Source organism: Mycobacterium sp. E3298, assembly GCF_001666895.1.
In the GTDB taxonomy this organism is placed as follows: Bacteria; Actinomycetota; Actinomycetes; order Mycobacteriales; family Mycobacteriaceae; genus Mycobacterium.
The window spans coordinates 1-17,111 of sequence record NZ_LZJB01000443.1 but is presented as its reverse complement, the minus strand read 5'-3'; the positions used below and the strand labels follow the sequence as shown (position 1 = coordinate 17,111).

At 68.2% G+C, this 17,111-nt stretch carries 16 protein-coding genes; 8 read left to right on the top strand and 8 right to left on the bottom strand.

Going from position 1 to position 17,111, the window contains the following annotated elements:
* Nucleotides 1-94 precede the first annotated feature (94 nt).
* Together A9X05_RS20810 and A9X05_RS20805 are read right to left on the bottom strand one after the other, a co-directional pair.
* On the bottom strand, nt 95-583 hold the full coding sequence (locus A9X05_RS20810; protein ID WP_231969136.1) for an NUDIX domain-containing protein: 489 nt from the start codon (nt 581-583) through the stop codon (nt 95-97).
* A gap of 61 nt (nt 584-644) precedes the next feature.
* Nucleotides 645-1,940: a tetratricopeptide repeat protein gene (locus A9X05_RS20805; protein WP_067783855.1), complete on the bottom strand. Its 1,296-nt coding sequence runs from the start codon at nt 1,938-1,940 to the stop codon at nt 645-647.
* 160 nt (nt 1,941-2,100) lie between these two features.
* Here A9X05_RS20805 and A9X05_RS20800 point away from each other — a divergent pair, with 160 nt between their 5' ends.
* Nucleotides 2,101-3,816, top strand: a complete 1,716-nt coding sequence (locus A9X05_RS20800; protein ID WP_067783853.1) for an NAD-binding protein — start codon at nt 2,101-2,103, stop codon at nt 3,814-3,816.
* A gap of 60 nt (nt 3,817-3,876) precedes the next feature.
* On the opposite strand, the gene A9X05_RS20795 is transcribed toward A9X05_RS20800, so the two are convergent.
* Complete coding sequence (locus A9X05_RS20795; protein ID WP_067761229.1) at nt 3,877-4,755, bottom strand: LLM class flavin-dependent oxidoreductase; 879 nt, start codon at nt 4,753-4,755, stop codon at nt 3,877-3,879.
* A 70-nt stretch (nt 4,756-4,825) separates the two neighbouring features.
* Between A9X05_RS20795 and A9X05_RS20790 the strand changes: the two genes are divergently transcribed.
* Nucleotides 4,826-5,239, top strand: coding sequence for a VOC family protein (locus tag A9X05_RS20790; RefSeq protein ID WP_067761247.1), 414 nt, complete (start codon nt 4,826-4,828; stop codon nt 5,237-5,239).
* Nucleotides 5,240-5,333: 94 nt separating this feature from the next.
* Nucleotides 5,334-5,729, top strand: a complete 396-nt coding sequence (locus A9X05_RS20785) for a VOC family protein (RefSeq protein ID WP_067783851.1) — start codon at nt 5,334-5,336, stop codon at nt 5,727-5,729.
* Between the two features lie 3 nt (nt 5,730-5,732).
* Here A9X05_RS20785 and A9X05_RS20780 read toward each other — a convergent pair whose 3' ends face one another.
* The 3 genes from A9X05_RS20780 to cysD are packed head-to-tail and all read right to left on the bottom strand — an operon-like array spanning nt 5,733 to nt 9,045.
* Nucleotides 5,733-6,218 carry an RrF2 family transcriptional regulator gene (locus tag A9X05_RS20780; protein ID WP_067275957.1) on the bottom strand — a complete coding sequence of 162 codons (486 nt, stop codon included), beginning with the start codon at nt 6,216-6,218 and terminating at the stop codon, nt 5,733-5,735.
* A 47-nt stretch (nt 6,219-6,265) separates the two neighbouring features.
* On the bottom strand, nt 6,266-8,116 hold the full coding sequence (gene cysC / locus A9X05_RS20775; RefSeq protein ID WP_067761224.1) for an adenylyl-sulfate kinase: 1,851 nt from the start codon (nt 8,114-8,116) through the stop codon (nt 6,266-6,268).
* Nucleotides 8,116-9,045: a sulfate adenylyltransferase subunit CysD gene (gene cysD, locus A9X05_RS20770; RefSeq protein ID WP_067783849.1), complete on the bottom strand. Its 930-nt coding sequence runs from the start codon at nt 9,043-9,045 to the stop codon at nt 8,116-8,118. Before cysD ends, cysC begins: the two co-directional genes overlap by 1 nt.
* 185 nt (nt 9,046-9,230) lie before the next feature.
* On the opposite strand from cysD, the gene A9X05_RS20765 reads away from it, so the two are divergent.
* Nucleotides 9,231-9,668 (top strand): PaaI family thioesterase, encoded by a 438-nt coding sequence (locus A9X05_RS20765; protein ID WP_067761215.1) that lies wholly within the window; start codon nt 9,231-9,233, stop codon nt 9,666-9,668.
* Nucleotides 9,669-9,671: 3 nt separating this feature from the next.
* Here A9X05_RS20765 and A9X05_RS20760 read toward each other — a convergent pair whose 3' ends face one another.
* A complete protein-coding gene (locus A9X05_RS20760; RefSeq protein ID WP_067275944.1) occupies nt 9,672-10,163 on the bottom strand; it encodes a carbonic anhydrase in 492 nt (163 codons plus the stop codon).
* Between the two features lie 168 nt (nt 10,164-10,331).
* Here A9X05_RS20760 and A9X05_RS20755 point away from each other — a divergent pair, with 168 nt between their 5' ends.
* From A9X05_RS20755 to A9X05_RS20740, 4 genes are read left to right on the top strand one after another with little or no spacing between them, the layout of a single operon-like run.
* Nucleotides 10,332-11,309, top strand: coding sequence for an ABC transporter permease (locus tag A9X05_RS20755; protein ID WP_067761209.1), 978 nt, complete (start codon nt 10,332-10,334; stop codon nt 11,307-11,309).
* Entirely contained in the window at nt 11,306-12,232 is a 927-nt protein-coding gene (locus A9X05_RS20750) for an ABC transporter permease (protein WP_067783847.1), read from the top strand. Before A9X05_RS20755 ends, A9X05_RS20750 begins: the two co-directional genes overlap by 4 nt.
* Nucleotides 12,229-14,067 (top strand): ABC transporter ATP-binding protein, encoded by a 1,839-nt coding sequence (locus A9X05_RS20745; protein WP_067783845.1) that lies wholly within the window; start codon nt 12,229-12,231, stop codon nt 14,065-14,067. The genes A9X05_RS20750 and A9X05_RS20745 overlap by 4 nt, the downstream gene beginning before the upstream one ends.
* 25 nt (nt 14,068-14,092) lie before the next feature.
* Nucleotides 14,093-15,727, top strand: coding sequence for an ABC transporter family substrate-binding protein (locus tag A9X05_RS20740; protein WP_067783843.1), 1,635 nt, complete (start codon nt 14,093-14,095; stop codon nt 15,725-15,727).
* On the opposite strand, the gene A9X05_RS20735 is transcribed toward A9X05_RS20740, so the two are convergent.
* Nucleotides 15,714-16,958 carry an alpha/beta hydrolase gene (locus A9X05_RS20735; protein WP_067761201.1) on the bottom strand — a complete coding sequence of 415 codons (1,245 nt, stop codon included), beginning with the start codon at nt 16,956-16,958 and terminating at the stop codon, nt 15,714-15,716. The two genes, A9X05_RS20740 and A9X05_RS20735, sit on opposite strands and share 14 nt — an antisense overlap.
* Nucleotides 16,959-17,111 lie beyond the last annotated feature (153 nt).

Below are 17,111 nucleotides of genomic sequence, written 5' to 3'. Positions count from 1 at the left end.
CCGTCGACGCCGCTTCGGCCTACTGCCCGCAGTACGTCACCTCGGCCTGAAACCTGACACCACGATGCGGGGACCCGGCGGGTCCCCGCATCGTTCATGCTCGCCGCAGCAGAAACAGGCCGTAGGCGGCGATCGACTGCGCGTCGGCGATCACCCCGGACCGGATCATCTGCTCGACGTCGTCGCGGTCGAACCAGGCGCTGCGCAGGTCCTGTTCCTCGTGCTCGAGGTCCGGTTCCCCCTCCTCGACGATCCCGGTCGCCAGGAACACCCAGCCGCGCTGGCTGCTCATGCCCGGAGCGACATCGAGCCGGCCCAGCACCTCGAACGACGTCGCGCTCAAGCCGGTCTCCTCGCGCAGCTCACGCTCGGCCAACTCGGCAGGCTCGGTGTGCGTCAGGCCGGGGGCGGTGCCTTGCGGGAACTCCCACCGCCGCTCCCCGAGCGGGTACCGGAACTGCTCGACGAGCCGGAAGCGGTGGCCGTCGAACGGCATCACCAGCGCATAGTCGGGTTTATCCACCACCCCGTAAATGCCGGGGCTGCCGTCAGGGCGACGGATGTCGTCTTCGCGGAGCACCATCCACTGGCTCCGGTAGATCTCGCGGGACGCGACGCATTCGATGAAAGGCACCAACCCAGTATCACTGGGCTGCCGTGAAGCGGTCGTACGTGCGGCGCAGGGCACCGCGGTCGACGGAGTGCAACACCCGGGTGAGGGCTTCGAACACGTCGACGTAGCCGACGGTGGGATCTGCCGCGTCACCGCGGGTGTATTGCCACGGCAGCGACCGTCCGCGGCGCAGCACCTCCCCGAGATACCACACGGCGCCATCGACGAACGGCGCATTCCGCTCCTCGTCGAGGAGCTGCTCTGGGGTCGCGCCCTTCTGGATGACGAGCTCTTCCAACGCGTCCAGGGACTCCGGGGAGAAGTCCCAGACGGCGTCGCCGCCGTAATGGCCTGCCCATACCGGAAATTGGGCGCCGCGCTCGGCAAGCCAGCACCGCAGGTATTCCTCGTCTGAAAATCGCTGCGTGGCTTGATGTTTGGCACGCAGACGGCGCTTGATGGCCCCTTCGACCCGATCACGGGTCTCGGTCACCCATCGGTATTCCTCCGCGCGGTCGCGCCACTTGGCCAGTTCCTCACGGGCGGCGACGGTGATGGGATTGTCGTCGCCGAAGACCCGCGCTTCGTCGTCGACCAGGGCTTGCCAGGTGGCGACCTTGTCGCGGCAGTCGTCCGGTTCGGGCTCCCACAGCGCGATGGTGTGCCGAGCGATCAGCGTGTGGCGGTGGTCATCGCCCAGCTTTTCGCGCATCACCTCGACCAGCGACTCGAGCTCGGCCACCGCGCCGGGACCGTCGACCGATTCGCCGTGCCATTGCGCCAGCGCCATGCGCATACCCAGAGTGTCCTCGTGGTGCTCGCCGAGCACCCGGCGGCGGGCCTCGAGGACCCGCTCGCCCTCGGCGATGGCGCCCGCATAGTCCCCGAGCTCCTTGCGCTTCTGCGCCACCCGGTCCCTGGACGTGAGCGCGGTGGGATGCTCGGGCCCCAGCACCCGTTCTTCGTCGGCCAGCAGTTGTGACCACTCGGCCAGCGCGGCCCGCGCCTCGCGCTGGGGCCGGTCCGCGAACATGTGGCGTGCGGTCAACGTGGTGATGTGATCGCGGCCGAGCAGCTGCTCGAGCTCGGGCACCAGCTGCTCGAGGGCGGCATAGGCGCCGGCCTGGTCGCCCATTTGGAGCTGCAGGTGCACCAGCGCGAGCTTCATGTCCAAGACGTTGGGGTGACGCTCCCCCAAGATCGGGCGGCAGACGGCAACCAGCTCGTTCATCAGCGGCAACGCCCCGGCGAAGTCGGCCGCGGCGATGCGTTCCGAGATGAGCCGGGTCAAGGCGGCGAGCGGCCCGGGCAGTTCCGGCGGCGTCATACCGCTATCGAATCCCTCGCAGGGCCTCGTGGCAATTCACCTCGCCGCTGGCGCGTCCGGTGTCGCGCTGGCATGAAACGGCACGGTGCCCGATAGTCATAGGAACGAACGCCAACGTCTCAGAGGTGGGTATGCCGTACGCCCGGAAGGGTGCGTAACCATGCGCGGTCACATCATCGTCAGCGGTGACGACGCGCTGGCGACCACGATCGTCGAGGAGCTCAACAACGCCGGCGTGCACATCGTCAAGCTCAGGACCGCCGGCGAACTCGAACACGCGGAAGTCGCCCGCGCCCGCGCGGTGATCTGCGTCGGTGACGACGACGCGACGAATCTCGAAATCGCGTTGCTGGCAAGGAAAGTCAACCCGCGGGTGCGGGTGGTGGCGCGGCTGGGCAACGACGTGTTGCGGACGGCGATGGCCGCCGACAAGCGCCCCGGAGCGATCCTGGACGTCGCCGACCTTGCGGCGCCCTCGGTCGTCGAGGCCTGCCTGGCGCACACCGTGCACCCGTTCGAGGCGGCGGGCATCGAGTTCGTCGTCTCGGGCGCCGAGGCGCCGTACAGCGCGACGCTGCGTGAAATCTACGGTGACCTGGCACCGGTGGCGGTGATCCATGGCGAGGACTGCGCGACCCCGGGCGAGGTGGTGTCGTGCCCCGGCCGTGATTTGGCGGTCCACGCCGGTGACTGGACCGCGATGATCGGCACCGCGGACGAACTGGCCGCCCGCGGCATCAAGGTCCCGCACCCCACCGTGACGCGCTACCGCCTGCCCCGGCTGCGGCGGACACTCGACGGCGTGCGCGCGCTGCGTGACGACGTCAACCCGATGTTCGGGCGGGCCCTCGTGGCCGCGGCGTGCTTGCTGCTCGGGTCGACGGTGGTCCTGCGCTTCTGCTACCAGCCGAATCCGAAGATGACGTGGCTCGACGCGCTGTACTTCAGCACCGAGACGATCGCGACCGTGGGGTACGGCGACTTCAGCTTCCTTCAGCAGCCCACCTGGCTGCGGCTCTACAGCATCATGTTGATGTTCGCGGGCGTGACGACCACGGCGCTCCTGGTCGCATTCATCGCCGACCTGCTGATATCGCGACGATTCGCCCACTCGGTCGGACGCCGCCGGGCCCGCCATCTGCGCAACCACGTCATCGTCGTCGGGCTCGGCTCGTTCGGCAGCCGGGTGGTCGCCGACCTGAGGTCGGCCGGATACGACGTGGCCGTCATCGAGCGTGACGAGAACAACCGCTTCCTGTCGACGGCCGCCGACCTCGACGTGCCGGTGATCTTCGGCGACGCCACGCTGCGCAAGACGCTGGAGGCCGCCCGCGTCGAGCACGCCCGCGCGGTGGCGGTGCTGACACAGGACGACATGGTGAACATCGAGACCGGCATCGTGTTGCGCGAGATGCTGGGGCCGCGGGTGATGCCGCACGTCGTGCGGCCCGACGTTCCCCTCGTGCTGCGCGTGTACGACCGGAAGCTGGGGGCCGCGGTGGCGCAGCGGTTCGGGTTCGAGAACGTCCGATCCACCGTCGAACTCGCCGCACCATGGTTCATCGGCGCCGCGATGGGCCTGCAGGTGCTCGGCACCTTTTCGGTCGGGCAGCGCTCCTTCATGGTCGGCGGAATGCATGTGGCGCCCGGCAGCGAGCTCGACGGGCTGAAGATGTTCGAACTGTCCACCCAGACCCGCGTCATCGCGATCACCCGGCAGGACGCGCCCGTGGAGCTGCATCCGCGTCGGGACGCCTGGCTCCGCGGCGGCGACACGGTCTATCTCGTGGGGCCTTACCGCGAGCTGATGGCGACGCTACGCAAGGGGCAGCCCCCGCAGCAGCCCGCCGCCGGGGAAGAGCGCGCGTCGGCCTAGTGGCGATCGCAAGCGCGGCGAAGCCGGGCGCTGCGGGTCGCCGCCGTCGGGCCAAGCCCTTTACAGCCGGCCGGCCACGTCCGCCGCGCGGCGTAGCTGGTCGATGTCGGAGCTCGTCGGGATGAGCTGTACCTCGTCGGTGCCGATGGCCTCGAACTTGCGCAGCACTTCCAGCAGCTCGTCCTCGGTGCCCGCCCAGCCGGTGGTCGGCGCCATGGCGTCGACGTATTCCGGCGGTATCCAATTCATGTAGCGCCGCAGATGACGATGCACCTGGGCTCGGGACTCTTCGGGCGACCCGAACGCGAACCAGAACGACGTCACCAGGTGCGGTTCGCCCTTGCCCGCCCGCGCCCACGCGTCGCGGGCGACGTCGAAGAGCTCGTTCTGTTTGGCGACGTCCAGGTCCAGCGTCGTCCCCGCCAGCCCGGTGGCCCAGGAAGCGGCGCTGCGGATGGTCTTCGGGCCGATGCTGCCGACAAACAGCGGCGGACCGCCGGGCTGCACCGGCGCAGGCCCGACCGGTAGCACCGACTCGGTGAGCTTTTCACCGGCCCACACCCGCTTCATCACGGCCACGCGCTCGGCCATGTCGCGCATGGTCTGGGTCGCCGGGTCGGCGCCCACGGCGTGGTAGTCCTCGTGCCGCCCGCCAACGCCGATGCCCACACTCAGCCGCCCGCCGCAGAGCATGTCCCCGGTTGCGAGCGCCTTGGCCAGCATGACCGGGTCGTGCAGCTGCGGCACGATCACGGTCGTCAGCAGCCGCACTCGGCTCGTCCAGGCGGCCAGCGCGCCCAGCAGCGTGAGGTTGTCCGGGTTCTCGAATGCGATGCGCTCGCCCCAGCACAATGACGAGAACGGGCCGTCGTCGATCGCGCGCGCCCAGTCCTCCAAAATTCCCGCATTCAAGTCCGGCTCCATCACCGGCAGCGTCATCGCAGTTCGCACGCGGCGATTCTGGCATGACCGGTAAACATTCGGTGGCGCAAGTGGCAGCATGGAGCAGATGGGTTTCACCAGCAGTTCGATCGCGCACGTTCGCCTCACCGTCACCGATATCGAGCGATCCCGGCAGTTTTACGAGAGCGTGTTCGGTTGGCCGGTCCTGCTGGAGGTACCCGACAACGCCGACGAGGCCACCCGCAAACAGCTGAGCTTCCTGTTCGGTGGGGTCATCTACGACCTCGGCGGCACGCTGCTGGGGCTGCGGCCGGTCGCGACCGATCGCTTCGACGAGGATCGCGCCGGGCTCGACCACATCGCGTTCCGGGTCGCCAGCAAGGACGAATTAGACTCTGCGGCAGCGCATCTCGACGAGCTGAGCATCGCACACGAACCGGTGAAAGACATCGGCCCGTCCTACATCCTGCAGTTCCGCGATCCCGACAACATCGCCCTGGAGCTCACGGCGCCGAAATAAGAACGCCATGTTGTGGCGAACGTGCGCGGAACGACGGCGGAGACGGCGTGTCGGCGCGCAAACACGCACGCTCGTCAAGGAGTAAAGAGGAATTATGGCCATCAGTTTCAACCACACCATCGTCGCCGCCCGCGACAAGCAGGAGTCCGCGTCGTTTCTAGCCGAATTGTTCGGCCTGCCCAGCCCAAAACCGTTCGGCCACTTCATGGTTGTCCAGCTCGAGCACGGCGCCAACCTGGACTATGCGGACGCTCCCGAGGGCGCGGAGATCCCGCGGCAGCATTACGCCTTCCTGGTGTCCGAAGAGGATTTCGACACCATCTACGGAAAGATCCAGTCACGAGGCCTCGAGCACTGGGCGGACCCGGGCGCCAAACGGCCCGGCGAGATCAACCACAACGACGGCGGGCGCGGGGTGTACTTCCTCGACCCCTCGGGCCATGCCATGGAGATACTCACCCGCCCTTACGGGTCGGGCGGCCAGCGCTAGCGCCTATTCGCCGGCGCGGGGCGTGCCGTGACGCACGCTTTCCTGTGTTCGATAGTCGTCGGCGAATTGGGCGACGTGCTTCGGCAGCGCGTTGGCGGCGACGTCAGCCAGCGTCGTCTCCTCCAGCACCGAACGCATGCTGGCGCGCAGCGCCCGCCAGACATCGGTGAGCGCCGCGGTGGGCCCCGAGTAGGGCAGGTCCCCCAGACCGATGTCGCGCACGCTCGCCAGCGGGCCGTCGATGCAGCGCAGCACGTCGGCGATGCTGATCTCGTTGCCCGGCCGGGCCAGTTCGTAGCCGCCTTCGCGGCCCCGATGGCTTCTCACCAGGCGGTCGGTGCGCAGATTGGTCAGGATGTCGACGAGGAACTGCGGCGGAATGCCCTGCGCCTGGGCCAAGTCGTCGGTCTTGACCAGCGTCCCGTCGGGGACCGTGGCGAGCTGGACCATGGCCCGCACCGCGTACTCCGCCTTCGCCGACATGCGCACTCTGAGGATTGTGCCACCCGGCGGCGGCAATCAGTCGCAGCCGTGCGCTAAGCGCGCGATTCGAGCAGATCGACGATGCTCTGCGCCTGCTCCTCGACGCTGAGCTCCGGGGTCAGCCGCAGGTCGGGATTCACCGGGGGTTGATACGGGCTGTCGATGCCGGTGAACTGCGCGATTTCGCCCGCGCGCGCCTTGGCGTACAGCCCCTTCGGATCACGCTGCTCGCATTCTTCGATCGGGGTGTCGCAGAACACCTCGACGAAGTCGAACCCCGCGGCGGCGTGCACATTACGCGCCATCTCACGTTGCTCGGTCAGCGGGCTGATCGCCGGTACCAGCACGACATTGCCGCAGTCGGCGAGCAGCGCCGCCACGTGCGCCAGCCGGCGCAGGTTCTCGGCGCGGTCTGCCATGCTGAATCCCAGGTCGGCGTTCAGGCCGTGCCGCAGGTTGTCACCGTCGAGAACGTAAGCTGCGACGCCCTTTTCGAGGAGCTTCTGCTCGACGAGCATGGCCACCGACGACTTGCCGGAACCGGAGAGCCCGGTGAACCACACCGTCTTGCCCCGCGGCCGGGCTTCGGCCACCTCCGATGACTTGTGCCGCACGGTGTTCGGGCTCGCCGTCTGCGCCGAGACGTCCCGCAACACCATGCCCGCCGCCACGGTGCCGTTGGTGTGCGGGTCGATCAGGATGAACGACCCGGTGCTGGCGTTGCGCGTGTACTCGTCGAGCAGCAGCGGCACCTGCGTGCGCAATGAGATGCGACCGAGTTCGTTGAGCTGCAACGCCGTTGCGGCCTTGTCACGGTGCAGGGTGTTCACGTCGAGCCGGTAGTCCAGCCCGGTCACCCGGGCGCGGGTGGTGCGGGTGGTGTGCTTGATGACGTAGTCCCGGCCGGGCTCGAGCGTCGCGTCGTCGGCCATCCAGCACACGGTCGCGTCGAATTCCTGGGTGACCCGGGGATGGTTGTTGGTGCGGGCGATGAGATCACCGCGCGAGATGTCGATCTCGTCGGCCAGGCTGATCGAAACCGCCATCGGCGGAAACGCCTCTTCCACTGGACCATTCGGCCCGTCGATGGCGGTGATCCGAGTGGTCTTGCCGATCGGCAGGACGACGACTTCGTCGCCCGGACGCATGACCCCGCTGGCCACGGTGCCCGCGTAGCTACGGTGGTCCTGATGTTCGCGGGTGTGCGGCCGGATGACGTACTGAACGGGGAACCGCACGTCGACCAGGTTGCGGTCGCCGGCGATGTAGACCTCCTCCAGGTGCGACAGCAGCGCGGGGCCCTCGTACCAGGGCGTCTGGTCCGACTTGGTCACCACGTTGTCGCCGTGCAGCGCGGACATCGGGATGGTGGCCACGTCGTGCACATCGAGGCGCGCGGCGAACGCGTGGAATTCGTCGCGGATGGCCTCGAATTTCTCTCTGTCCCAGCCGATCAGGTCCATCTTGTTGACGGCAAGCACGATGTGCTGGATGCCCAGCAGCGAGGCCAGGAAGGCGTGCCGGCGAGACTGCTCCAGCAGCCCGTGCCGGGCGTCGACGAGCACGATCACCAGCTGGGCGGTTGACGCGCCGGTCACCATGTTGCGGGTGTACTGGATGTGGCCCGGGGTGTCGGCGATGATGAATTTCCGCTTGGGCGTGGCGAAATAGCGGTAGGCGACGTCGATCGTGATGCCCTGCTCGCGCTCGGCGCGCAGACCGTCAGTCACCAGCGCGAGGTCGGTGTAGTCGTGGCCGCGCTCCTTGGACGTCTGCTCCACCGCCGCCCATTGGTCCTCCATGACGGCCTTGGAGTCGTAGAGCAGGCGGCCGATCAGCGTGGACTTGCCGTCGTCGACGGAACCCGCGGTGGCCAGGCGAAGCAGCGTCGTCGGCGTGGCCATCAGAAGTACCCCTGCCGTTTGCGGTCTTCCATGCCGGCCTCCGAAATGCGGTCGTCGGCCCTCGTGGCGCCGCGTTCGGTCAGCCGGGACACCGCGGTCTCGGCGATGACCTCCTCCACCGTCGAGGCCTCCGATTCCACGCATCCGGTGCAGGTCACGTCGCCGACGGTGCGGAACCGCACCGTCGCTTCGAACACCGGCTCGTCGTCGCGCGGGTGCATGTGCCGGTCGACCGCGAGCAGCATGCCGTCGCGGCGAAACACCTTGCGGCGGTGGGCGTAATAGATCGAGGGCAGCGCGATGTTCTCCGCGCCGATGTAGGACCAGATGTCGAACTCGGTCCAGTTGGACAGCGGAAAGGCCCGGATGTGCTCGCCCTTGTGGTGCCGGCCGTTGTACAGGTTCCACAGCTCGGGGCGTTGCGCCTTCGGGTCCCACTGGCCGAACTCGTCGCGGAAGCTGAACACCCGTTCCTTGGCCCGCGCCTTCTCCTCGTCCCGGCGGGCCCCACCGAACGCCGCGTCGAACTTGTTCTCCCGGATCGCGCGCAGCAGCGTCACGGTCTGGATCGAGTTGCGCCCCTGCTTCGGCTCGACGACGCGGCCCGCGTCGATGTCCTCCTGGACCGAGGCGATCACCAGGCGCACGCCGTGTTCGGCGACCAGTTCGTCGCGCGTCGCGATCACCTCGTCGAAGTTGTGCCCGGTGTCGACGTGCATCACCGGGAACGGCAACCGCCCGGGGCGGAACGCCCGCAGCGCCAGGTGCAGCATGACGATCGAGTCCTTGCCGCCGGAGAACAGCAGCACCGGCCGCTCGAACTCGGCGGCCACCTCGCGGATGATGTGGATCGCTTCGGCCTCGAGCGAGCGCAGGTGGCTCAACTCGTACTGGCCGGCGGCGGGACCCGCCTTCAGATCGCTGGTCATGGCTTCCTCGGTTAAACCTGGTAGAGTCGGTCAAGTTTAGCAGCTTTGCCCTCTATAGCATCAGTTCGTGGCGACGGTTGTCAAGTGGGCGCCGCTCATGGCGCGGACGACGCCCATCCGACGCATCGGGTCAAGACCGGCGGTGACCCTTTTCCGGCCGATGCCCGATGCGAAAGCATGAACGGATGACCTCCGACTCCGCACCCGCCGGCCCGCCACCGAGCGGCCGCGACGTCATCGCGCAGTTCCTCCCCCAATCGCCGTTCGTCGCGAAGCTGGGCATCGTCGCCGACCGGCTCGACGACCACGAGGTGCGCCTGCGGCTGCCGTGGGACCCCTCCAACGTGACGATCGGGGACATGGTGCACGGCGGCGCGATCGCCACCCTCGCCGACGTCACCGTCATGGCGGCGGCATGGTGCGGCGCGCAGGCACCCCCCGACCTTCGGGGCGTGACGGTGTCGATGGCGCTGGACTTCATGGCGCCGGCCCGGGCCGGCGACGTGATCGGCGTGGGCCGGGTGTTGCGGCGGGGCCGATCGCTGGTCAACTGTGAGGCCGAGATCGTCGACGCGCACGGCAAACTCGTGGCGAAGGCCCTCGCCACCTACAAGGTCGGCTGAGCGCTATGCCTTGATTTCCTGGAGCTTCCCCGTCGCGACGTCGAAGACGAATCCGCGCGCGGACTCGTGCTTGGTGACGAACGGGCTGTTCTCGATGCGGCGCAACGACTGCCGGACGTCCTCGGCGACGTCGGGAAAGGCTTCGGCCGCCCACGCCGGCTTGACGCCGGTCTCCTCTTGAATGGCCCGCTTGAAGTCGTCGTCGGTGAAGGTGAGCATCCCGCAGTCGGTGTGGTGGATAAGGATGATCTCCCGCGTTCCCAGCAGCCGCTGACTGATGGCCAGCGAGCGGATGACATCGTCGGTGACCACGCCGCCGGCATTGCGGATGACGTGCGCCTCGCCCTCGTTGAGACCCAGGGCGCGGTAGACGTCGAGGCGGGCGTCCATACAGGCGACGACGGCGACGTGCTTGGCGGGCGGCATCGGCAGCGGACCCTGGAATGTGCTGGCATATTGCGCGTTGTTGGCCAGGTAATCCTCGGTAACCGTCACGTCAGCCTCCTCGGGAGTGTCGCAGCACCGCGGTGGATGTTAACAACGGGCCACCGAATATTGACGCATGAAAATCAGCCCGATCACAAGGATCCGGTCGGCGCACCCGGCCGGTACGGGCCCGGCTCGTTAACCTGTCCCAATGCGAGAGGGGCGGTGCGGTCGGGGATGATTCGTTTCTTGGCGCGCCGGTTGCTCAACTATGTCGTGCTGCTGGCCCTGGCCTCGTTCCTGACGTTCTGCCTGACGTCGGTCGCATTCAGGCCGCTGGACAGCCTGTTGCAGCGCAGCCCGCGGCCGCCGCAGTCCGTGATCGACGCGAAGGCCCGCTCCCTCAATCTGGACAAGCCCATACCGATCCGCTACGCGCAGTGGGCCTCGCACGCCGTGCGCGGCGACTTCGGCAAGACCATCACCGGACAGCCCGTCGGTGCCACGCTCTGGCGCCGGGTCGGCGTCACCCTGCGGCTCCTGGTGGTCGGATCGCTGGCGGGCACCGTCCTGGGCATCGCGGCCGGGGCCTGGGGCGCCATCCGCCAGTACAGACTCAGCGACCGCGTCGTCACGATGGTGGCGCTGCTGGTGCTGAGCACCCCGACGTTCGTCATCGCCAACCTGCTGATCCTTGCCGCGCTGCGGGTGAACTGGGCTCTGGGCGTGCACCTTTTCGACTACACGGGGGAAACCTCGCCCGGCGTGAGCGGCGGCGTCTGGCATCAGCTGGTGGACCGGTTGCGGCATCTGGTCCTGCCCACGCTCACGCTGACGCTGGCGGCCGCCGCCGGATACAGCCGTTACCAACGCAACGCGATGCTCGACGTCCTGGGCCAGGATTTCATCCGCACCGCGCGCGCCAAGGGGCTCACCCGCCGGCGTGCGCTGGTCAAGCACGGACTGCGCACGGCACTCATCCCGCTGGCCACCCTGTTCGCCTACGGGGTCGCCGGGCTGGTCACCGGCGCGGTGTTCGTCGAGAAGATCTTCGGCTGGCACGGCATGGGCGAATGGCTGGTGCAAGGGATCGCGACGCAGGACACCTACATCATCGCCGCGATCACGCTGTTCTCCGGCACGGTGGTGTTGCTGGCGGGTCTGCTCTCGGACGTGTTCTACGCGGCCCTCGATCCGCGGGTGCGGGTGTCATGACATCCGAGGCCAAAGTGGATGGCGCCCAGGGGATTCCGACGCCAAAGGCCGCGGAGTTCACCTCGCGCCGCACCCTGGTGCTGCGCAGGTTCGTGCGCAACCGGTTGGCGGTCGCGTCGCTGACGTTGCTCGTGCTGCTGTTCGTCGGCTGCTACGCGCTGCCCGCGGTGCTGCCGTACTCCTATGACGACCTCGACTTCGACGCGTTGCTGCAACCACCGAATTCCCGGCACTGGTTGGGCACCAACGCGCTAGGCCAGGACTTGCTGGCGCAGATCCTGCGGGGCATGCAGAAGTCGATGCTGATCGGTGTCTGCGTGGCCGTCATCTCGACCGGCATCGCCGCCACCGTCGGCTCGATCGCGGGCTACTTCGGTGGCTGGCGGGACCGGGCGCTGATGTGGTTGGTTGACCTGCTGCTGGTGGTGCCCAGCTTCATCCTGATCGCCATCGTCACACCGCGGACCAAGAGCTCCGCCAACATCCTGATGCTCGTCTTGCTGCTTGCCGGATTCGGCTGGATGATCAGCTCACGCATGGTGCGCGGCATGACCATGAGCCTGCGCGAACGCGAATTCATCAGGGCCGCAAGGTACATGGGCGTGTCCAGCCGCCGCATCATCCTGCGCCACGTGGTCCCCAACGTGGCCTCCATCCTGATCATCGACGCCGCCCTCAACGTCGCCTCGGCCATCCTGGCCGAGACCGGGCTCAGCTTCCTCGGGTTCGGCATCCAGCCGCCGGACGTCTCGCTGGGCACGTTGATCGCCAACGGCACCCAGTCCGCGACGACGTTCCCTTGGGTCTTCCTGTTTCCGGCGGGCGTGCTGGTGTTGATCCTGGTGTGTGCCAACGTGACCGGGGACGGCCTGCGCGACGCGCTCGACCCCGGCAGCGGCATGTTGCGGGGTGGTGCCCGGTGAGCGCGCTGCTGGAGGTCACCGACCTGGCCGTCAGCTTCCCGACGGACGGCCAACCGGTGACCGCGGTCCGCGGCATCAGCTATCGCGTCGCCCCCGGCGAAGTCGTGGCCATGGTCGGCGAATCCGGCTCGGGCAAGTCGGTTTCGGCGCTGGCGGCGGTGGGCCTGCTGCCCGAGTACGCGCGGGTGCGCGGCTCGGTGCGATTGCACGGCACCGAGTTGCTCGGCCTCGGCGACGACGCGATGTCACGCTTCCGCGGCAAGACGGTCGGCATGGTGTTCCAGGACCCGATGTCGGCGCTGACGCCCGTCTACACCGTTGGCGACCAGATCGCCGAGGCGATCGAGATCCACCAGCCGCACGTGGGCAAGAACGCCGCGCGCCGGCGCGCGGTGGAACTGCTCGAGCTGGTCGGCATCGCGCAGCCGGAACGGCGCGCCCGCGCGTTTCCGCACGAGCTGTCCGGCGGTGAGCGACAGCGAGTGGTGATCGCGATCGCGATCGCCAACGACCCGGACCTGCTGATCTGCGACGAACCCACCACCGCGCTGGACGTCACCGTGCAGGCGCAGATCCTCGAGGTGCTCAAGACGGCGCGCGACATCACCGGCGCCGGGGTGCTGATCATCACCCACGACCTGGGTGTGGTCGCCGAGTTCGCCGACCGGGCGCTGGTGATGTATGCCGGCCGCGTCGTCGAATCGGCGGGGGTGCATGATCTCTACCGCGATCGCCAGATGCCCTACACCGTCGGGCTGTTGGGTTCGGTGCCGCGGCTCGACGCGGTGCAGGGCACCCGGTTGGTGCCCATCCCCGGCGCGCCGCCGTCGTTGGTGGGTCTGGAGCCGGGCTGTCCCTTCGCTCCGCGCTGCCCCCTGGTCGTCGACGAGTGCCGCGCGGCCGAACCCGAGTTGCTGCCGGTCGGTGTGGATCACCGGGCGGCGTGCATCCGCACCGACCAGGTCAACGGGCGCACCGCCGCGGACATCTACGGTGTCAACACCTCCGCACGCGGGGAGACGTCCGGCGACTCGCCGGTGATCGTCCGCGTGCGCGATCTGGTCAAGACGTTCCAGCTGACCAAGGGGGTGGTGTTGCGCCGGACCGTCGGTGAGGTCCGCGCGGTCGACGGCGTCAGCTTCGAACTGCGGCAGGGCCGCACCCTGGGCATCGTCGGCGAGTCCGGTTCCGGCAAGTCGACCACCCTGCACGAGATCCTGGAACTCGTTGCGCCGCAATCCGGCTCGATCGAAGTCCTCGGCGCCGACGTCGCGACCCTCAGCGCGTCGCACCGGCGATCCTTGCGCCGCGACATCCAGGTGGTGTTTCAAGACCCGGTGGCCTCACTGGACCCGCGGCTGCCCGTGTTCGAGCTCCTCGCCGAACCTTTGTCAGCCAACGGCTTCGGTAAGGACGAGACCAACGCGCGCGTCGCCGAGCTGCTCGACATCGTGGGGTTGCGCCGCGCCGACGCCGCCCGCTATCCCGCCGAGTTCTCGGGGGGTCAGAAGCAGCGCATCGGCATCGCGCGGGCGCTGGCACTGCAGCCGAAGATCCTGGCGCTCGACGAGCCGGTCTCCGCCCTCGACGTCTCCATCCAGGCGGGCATCATCAACCTGCTGCTCGACCTCCAAGAGCGGTTCGCCCTGTCGTACCTCTTCGTCTCCCATGACCTTTCGGTCGTCAAACACCTCGCGCACCAGGTGGTGGTCATGCATGCCGGCACGATCGTGGAACAGGGCGACAGCCGGCAAGTGTTCGGCAACCCGCAGCACGAGTACACCCGGCGACTGCTGGGCGCGGTACCCCAACCGAATCCGGGCAAACGTGTCTAGGCGGGTCACGACGGCGCTCGTCGCGATGGCGCTTGTCATCTCCGGATGCTCGCCGGCCATCAACTTGGCGCCGCAAACCGGCCAGCACGCCCAGATCGGCAGCACCAGCGATATCAACCCGCAAGACCCCGCCACCCTGCAAGACGGCGGTAGCCTTCGGCTCGCGCTCAGCGACTTCCCGCCCAACTTCAATGTCCTACACATCGACGGTAATTCGGCCGAGGTCGCCGCGATGATGAAGGCCACCCTGCCGCGAGCGTTCATCCTCGGCGCCGACGGATCGACCACGGTCGATACCGACTACTTCACCAGCGTCGAACTCACCGGCACCGCACCGCAGGTGGTGACCTACACCATCAACCCCCGGGCCGTGTGGTCCGACGGCACTCCGATCAGCTGGGAAGACATCGCCAGCCAGATCCACGCTCTCAGCGGCGCCGACAAGACATTCGAGATCGCCGGCCCCAGCGGCGCCGACCGCGTCGCGTCGGTCACCCGGGGTGTCGACGACCGGCAGGCCGTGGTCACCTTCGCCAAGCCGTACGCCGAGTGGCGCGGCATGTTCGCCGGTAACGGCATGCTGTTCCCCAAGAGCATGACGGCCACACCCGAGGCGTTCAACAAGGCCCAACTCTTGGGGCCCGGCCCGTCGGCCGGCCCCTTCATCGTCACGTCGCTGGACCGCACGACGCAGCGAATCGTGTTGTCCCGCAATCCGAAATGGTGGGGCGCCCGCCCACGCCTGGACAACATCACCTACCTGGTGCTGGACGACGCCGCGCGGCTGCCCGCGCTGCAGAACAACACCATCGACGCGTCCGGCGTCGGCACCGTCGACCAGCTGACCATCGCGCAGCGCACGAAGGGAATCTCGATCCGCCGCGCCCCCGCCCCGGCGTGGTCCCACTTCACGTTCAACGGCGCGCCCGGGTCGATCCTGTCCGACAAGGCGCTGCGCATCGCGGTGTCCAAGGGCATCGACCGGCGCACCATCGCCAAGGTCGTCCAATACGGACTCACCAGTGATCCGGTGGCGTTGGGTAACCACATCTATGTCGCGGGCCAGAAAGGCTACCAGGACAACAGTTCTGCGGTCCCCTACGACCCGGACGCCGCCCGGCGGGAGCTTGACGCCCTGGGCTGGAAGCAGGGCGGCCAGTTCCGCGAAAAGAACGGCCGCCAGCTGGTCATCCGCGACCTGTTCTATGACGCCCAGGGCAGCCGGCAGTTCGCCCAGATCGCACAGCACAGTCTGGCGCAGATCGGCGTCAAGCTCGAACTGGTGGCCCGGTCCGGCAGCGGGTTCTTCACCAACTACATCAACGTCGGGGATTTCGACATCGCCCAATTCGGTTGGCTCGGAGACGCTTTCCCGCTTTCGTCGCTCACCCAGATCTACCTGTCGACCGGCGAGAGCAACTTCGGCAAGATCGGCAGCCCCCAGATCGATGAGGCCATCGAGCGGACGCTGGAAGAACTCGATCCGGACAAGGCGCGGGGCCTGGCCAACGACCTCGACAAGCTCATCTGGGCCGAGGGGTTCAGCCTGCCGCTGACCCAATCCCCCGGCGACGTCGCCGTGCGCAGCACGCTGGCCAATTTCGGCGCCGCCGGTCTCGGCGACCTGCGCTACACCGCCATCGGATTCATGCGCGGCTGATCCCGCGACGCAGCCGCGCCGGGATAGGCAGGGCGCCCTCCACGGTCGCGGCGACCCCGATCGCCTTCCACAGCAGCCGCAGCTCGGGACGCGCCGGAAGGGCGTCGAGCGCAGGCGCTCTCGCCGCGAGCGCGTCGATCTCACCCCGCCACACCGCTCGGGCGATGGCAATCGCGGCGGGCTCGCGGAAGTCGAGCGCGCTGTGCGCCATGGTGGGCAGCTTCAGCAGCACCACGTTGGGCAGCAGAGCCGCCTCGCGCTCGGCGACCGCCGGCGGGGTGATCAGATCGCGGCCGCCGGAAACCACCACGGTAGGCCAGCCGAAATGCGGCATCTCTGCCACCAGGTCATAGGGCTCGTCCTCGAAAGTGGCCGTCTCCGTGCGTGCTTCGCGCTCCGCTACGGCGGGGTCGAGCGGTAGCCCGTCGGGTTCGGCGGCGTAGTTCAGCTCGCGGAACGCGATGCGGCTCACCAGGTCTTCCTCGTAGCGGTACGGCAGGTTGCTCAGGGTGGCGAACCGGGACAGCGCCCACCACAGCAACTTTCGGCCGTCCAGCAGCAGGTCGAGTTGTCGCTCCAGCAGCTCGGCTCCGCCGTAACCGTAGATCGTCGCGACCACCTGGGTGGCCGCCGCCGTCATCACGCCGGCGTCGACGAGTTTGCGCATTTTCGGAGCCAGCGCGGCCGTTTCGGGGCTGTCGCCCCTGAGCAACAGCCTGCGAATCGCGCGGCGGACGATCACGATGTCGTGCCGCGACAGCAGCGGCGAATCGAGGATCATCGCCCGCACCCGGCCCGGATGGCGCACGCCGAACCCGGAGGCGATGTAGGTGCCGTACGACGCACCGTAGATGACGGCGGTCTCGACGTGGGCATCGTCGAGTACGGCGGCGATGTCGTCGACGACCTGGTTCACGGTGATCGCCTCGGGAGGCAGATCCGCACCGGAGTCGTCGTGCCGCGACATGCCCACCCCGCGGTGTTCGATCATGATGACGTCAAGGCCGGCCGCGGCCGCGCGGCGCCGCAGCCCCTTGTACATCTGCACCGACGCCACCCCGGGACCGCCCGGGATGATGACCAGCGGGTGCGCCGACTTGCGGCCGGTGCGCACGTAGTACAGGTCGAATTCCTCGCTAGTCTCCGGCGAGATCGGCCGGCGCACAGGCCGGACACCGGGCAACGCCGCGAGCTTCTCCTGCACCCGGCGCCGTTTAGCGTTCATCGTCATCGGTGTCGGCCCGCCATGACACCATTCTGCCGGGCCTGCGGGCGGCCACCGCGTCCGGTGTGGTCGACGCAGCTCAGCGCCGGTGCTAGGCGCTGAGATCGATGCGGTGAGCGCCCTTGACGCCGTCGTACCGGTCGGGACTGCAGGTGAGGA

Excerpts from the sequence above, each read along its gene's own strand:
- A9X05_RS20750 (WP_067783847.1), top strand. The coding sequence starts at position 11,306 with ATGACATCCGAGGCCAAAGTGGATGGCGCCCAGGGGATTCCGACGCCA.
- A9X05_RS20735 (WP_067761201.1), bottom strand. The coding sequence starts at position 16,958 with ATGACGATGAACGCTAAACGGCGCCGGGTGCAGGAGAAGCTCGCGGCG.
- cysC (WP_067761224.1), bottom strand. The coding sequence starts at position 8,116 with ATGGCCACGCCGACGACGCTGCTTCGCCTGGCCACCGCGGGTTCCGTC.
- A9X05_RS20740 (WP_067783843.1), top strand. The coding sequence starts at position 14,093 with ATGGCGCTTGTCATCTCCGGATGCTCGCCGGCCATCAACTTGGCGCCG.
- A9X05_RS20790 (WP_067761247.1), top strand. The coding sequence starts at position 4,826 with ATGGGTTTCACCAGCAGTTCGATCGCGCACGTTCGCCTCACCGTCACC.
- A9X05_RS20810 (WP_231969136.1), bottom strand. The coding sequence starts at position 583 with ATGGTGCTCCGCGAAGACGACATCCGTCGCCCTGACGGCAGCCCCGGC.
- A9X05_RS20785 (WP_067783851.1), top strand. The coding sequence starts at position 5,334 with ATGGCCATCAGTTTCAACCACACCATCGTCGCCGCCCGCGACAAGCAG.
- cysD (WP_067783849.1), bottom strand. The coding sequence starts at position 9,045 with ATGACCAGCGATCTGAAGGCGGGTCCCGCCGCCGGCCAGTACGAGTTG.
- A9X05_RS20755 (WP_067761209.1), top strand. The coding sequence starts at position 10,332 with ATGATTCGTTTCTTGGCGCGCCGGTTGCTCAACTATGTCGTGCTGCTG.
- A9X05_RS20800 (WP_067783853.1), top strand. The coding sequence starts at position 2,101 with ATGCGCGGTCACATCATCGTCAGCGGTGACGACGCGCTGGCGACCACG.
- A9X05_RS20805 (WP_067783855.1), bottom strand. The coding sequence starts at position 1,940 with ATGACGCCGCCGGAACTGCCCGGGCCGCTCGCCGCCTTGACCCGGCTC.
- A9X05_RS20765 (WP_067761215.1), top strand. The coding sequence starts at position 9,231 with ATGACCTCCGACTCCGCACCCGCCGGCCCGCCACCGAGCGGCCGCGAC.
- A9X05_RS20795 (WP_067761229.1), bottom strand. The coding sequence starts at position 4,755 with ATGACGCTGCCGGTGATGGAGCCGGACTTGAATGCGGGAATTTTGGAG.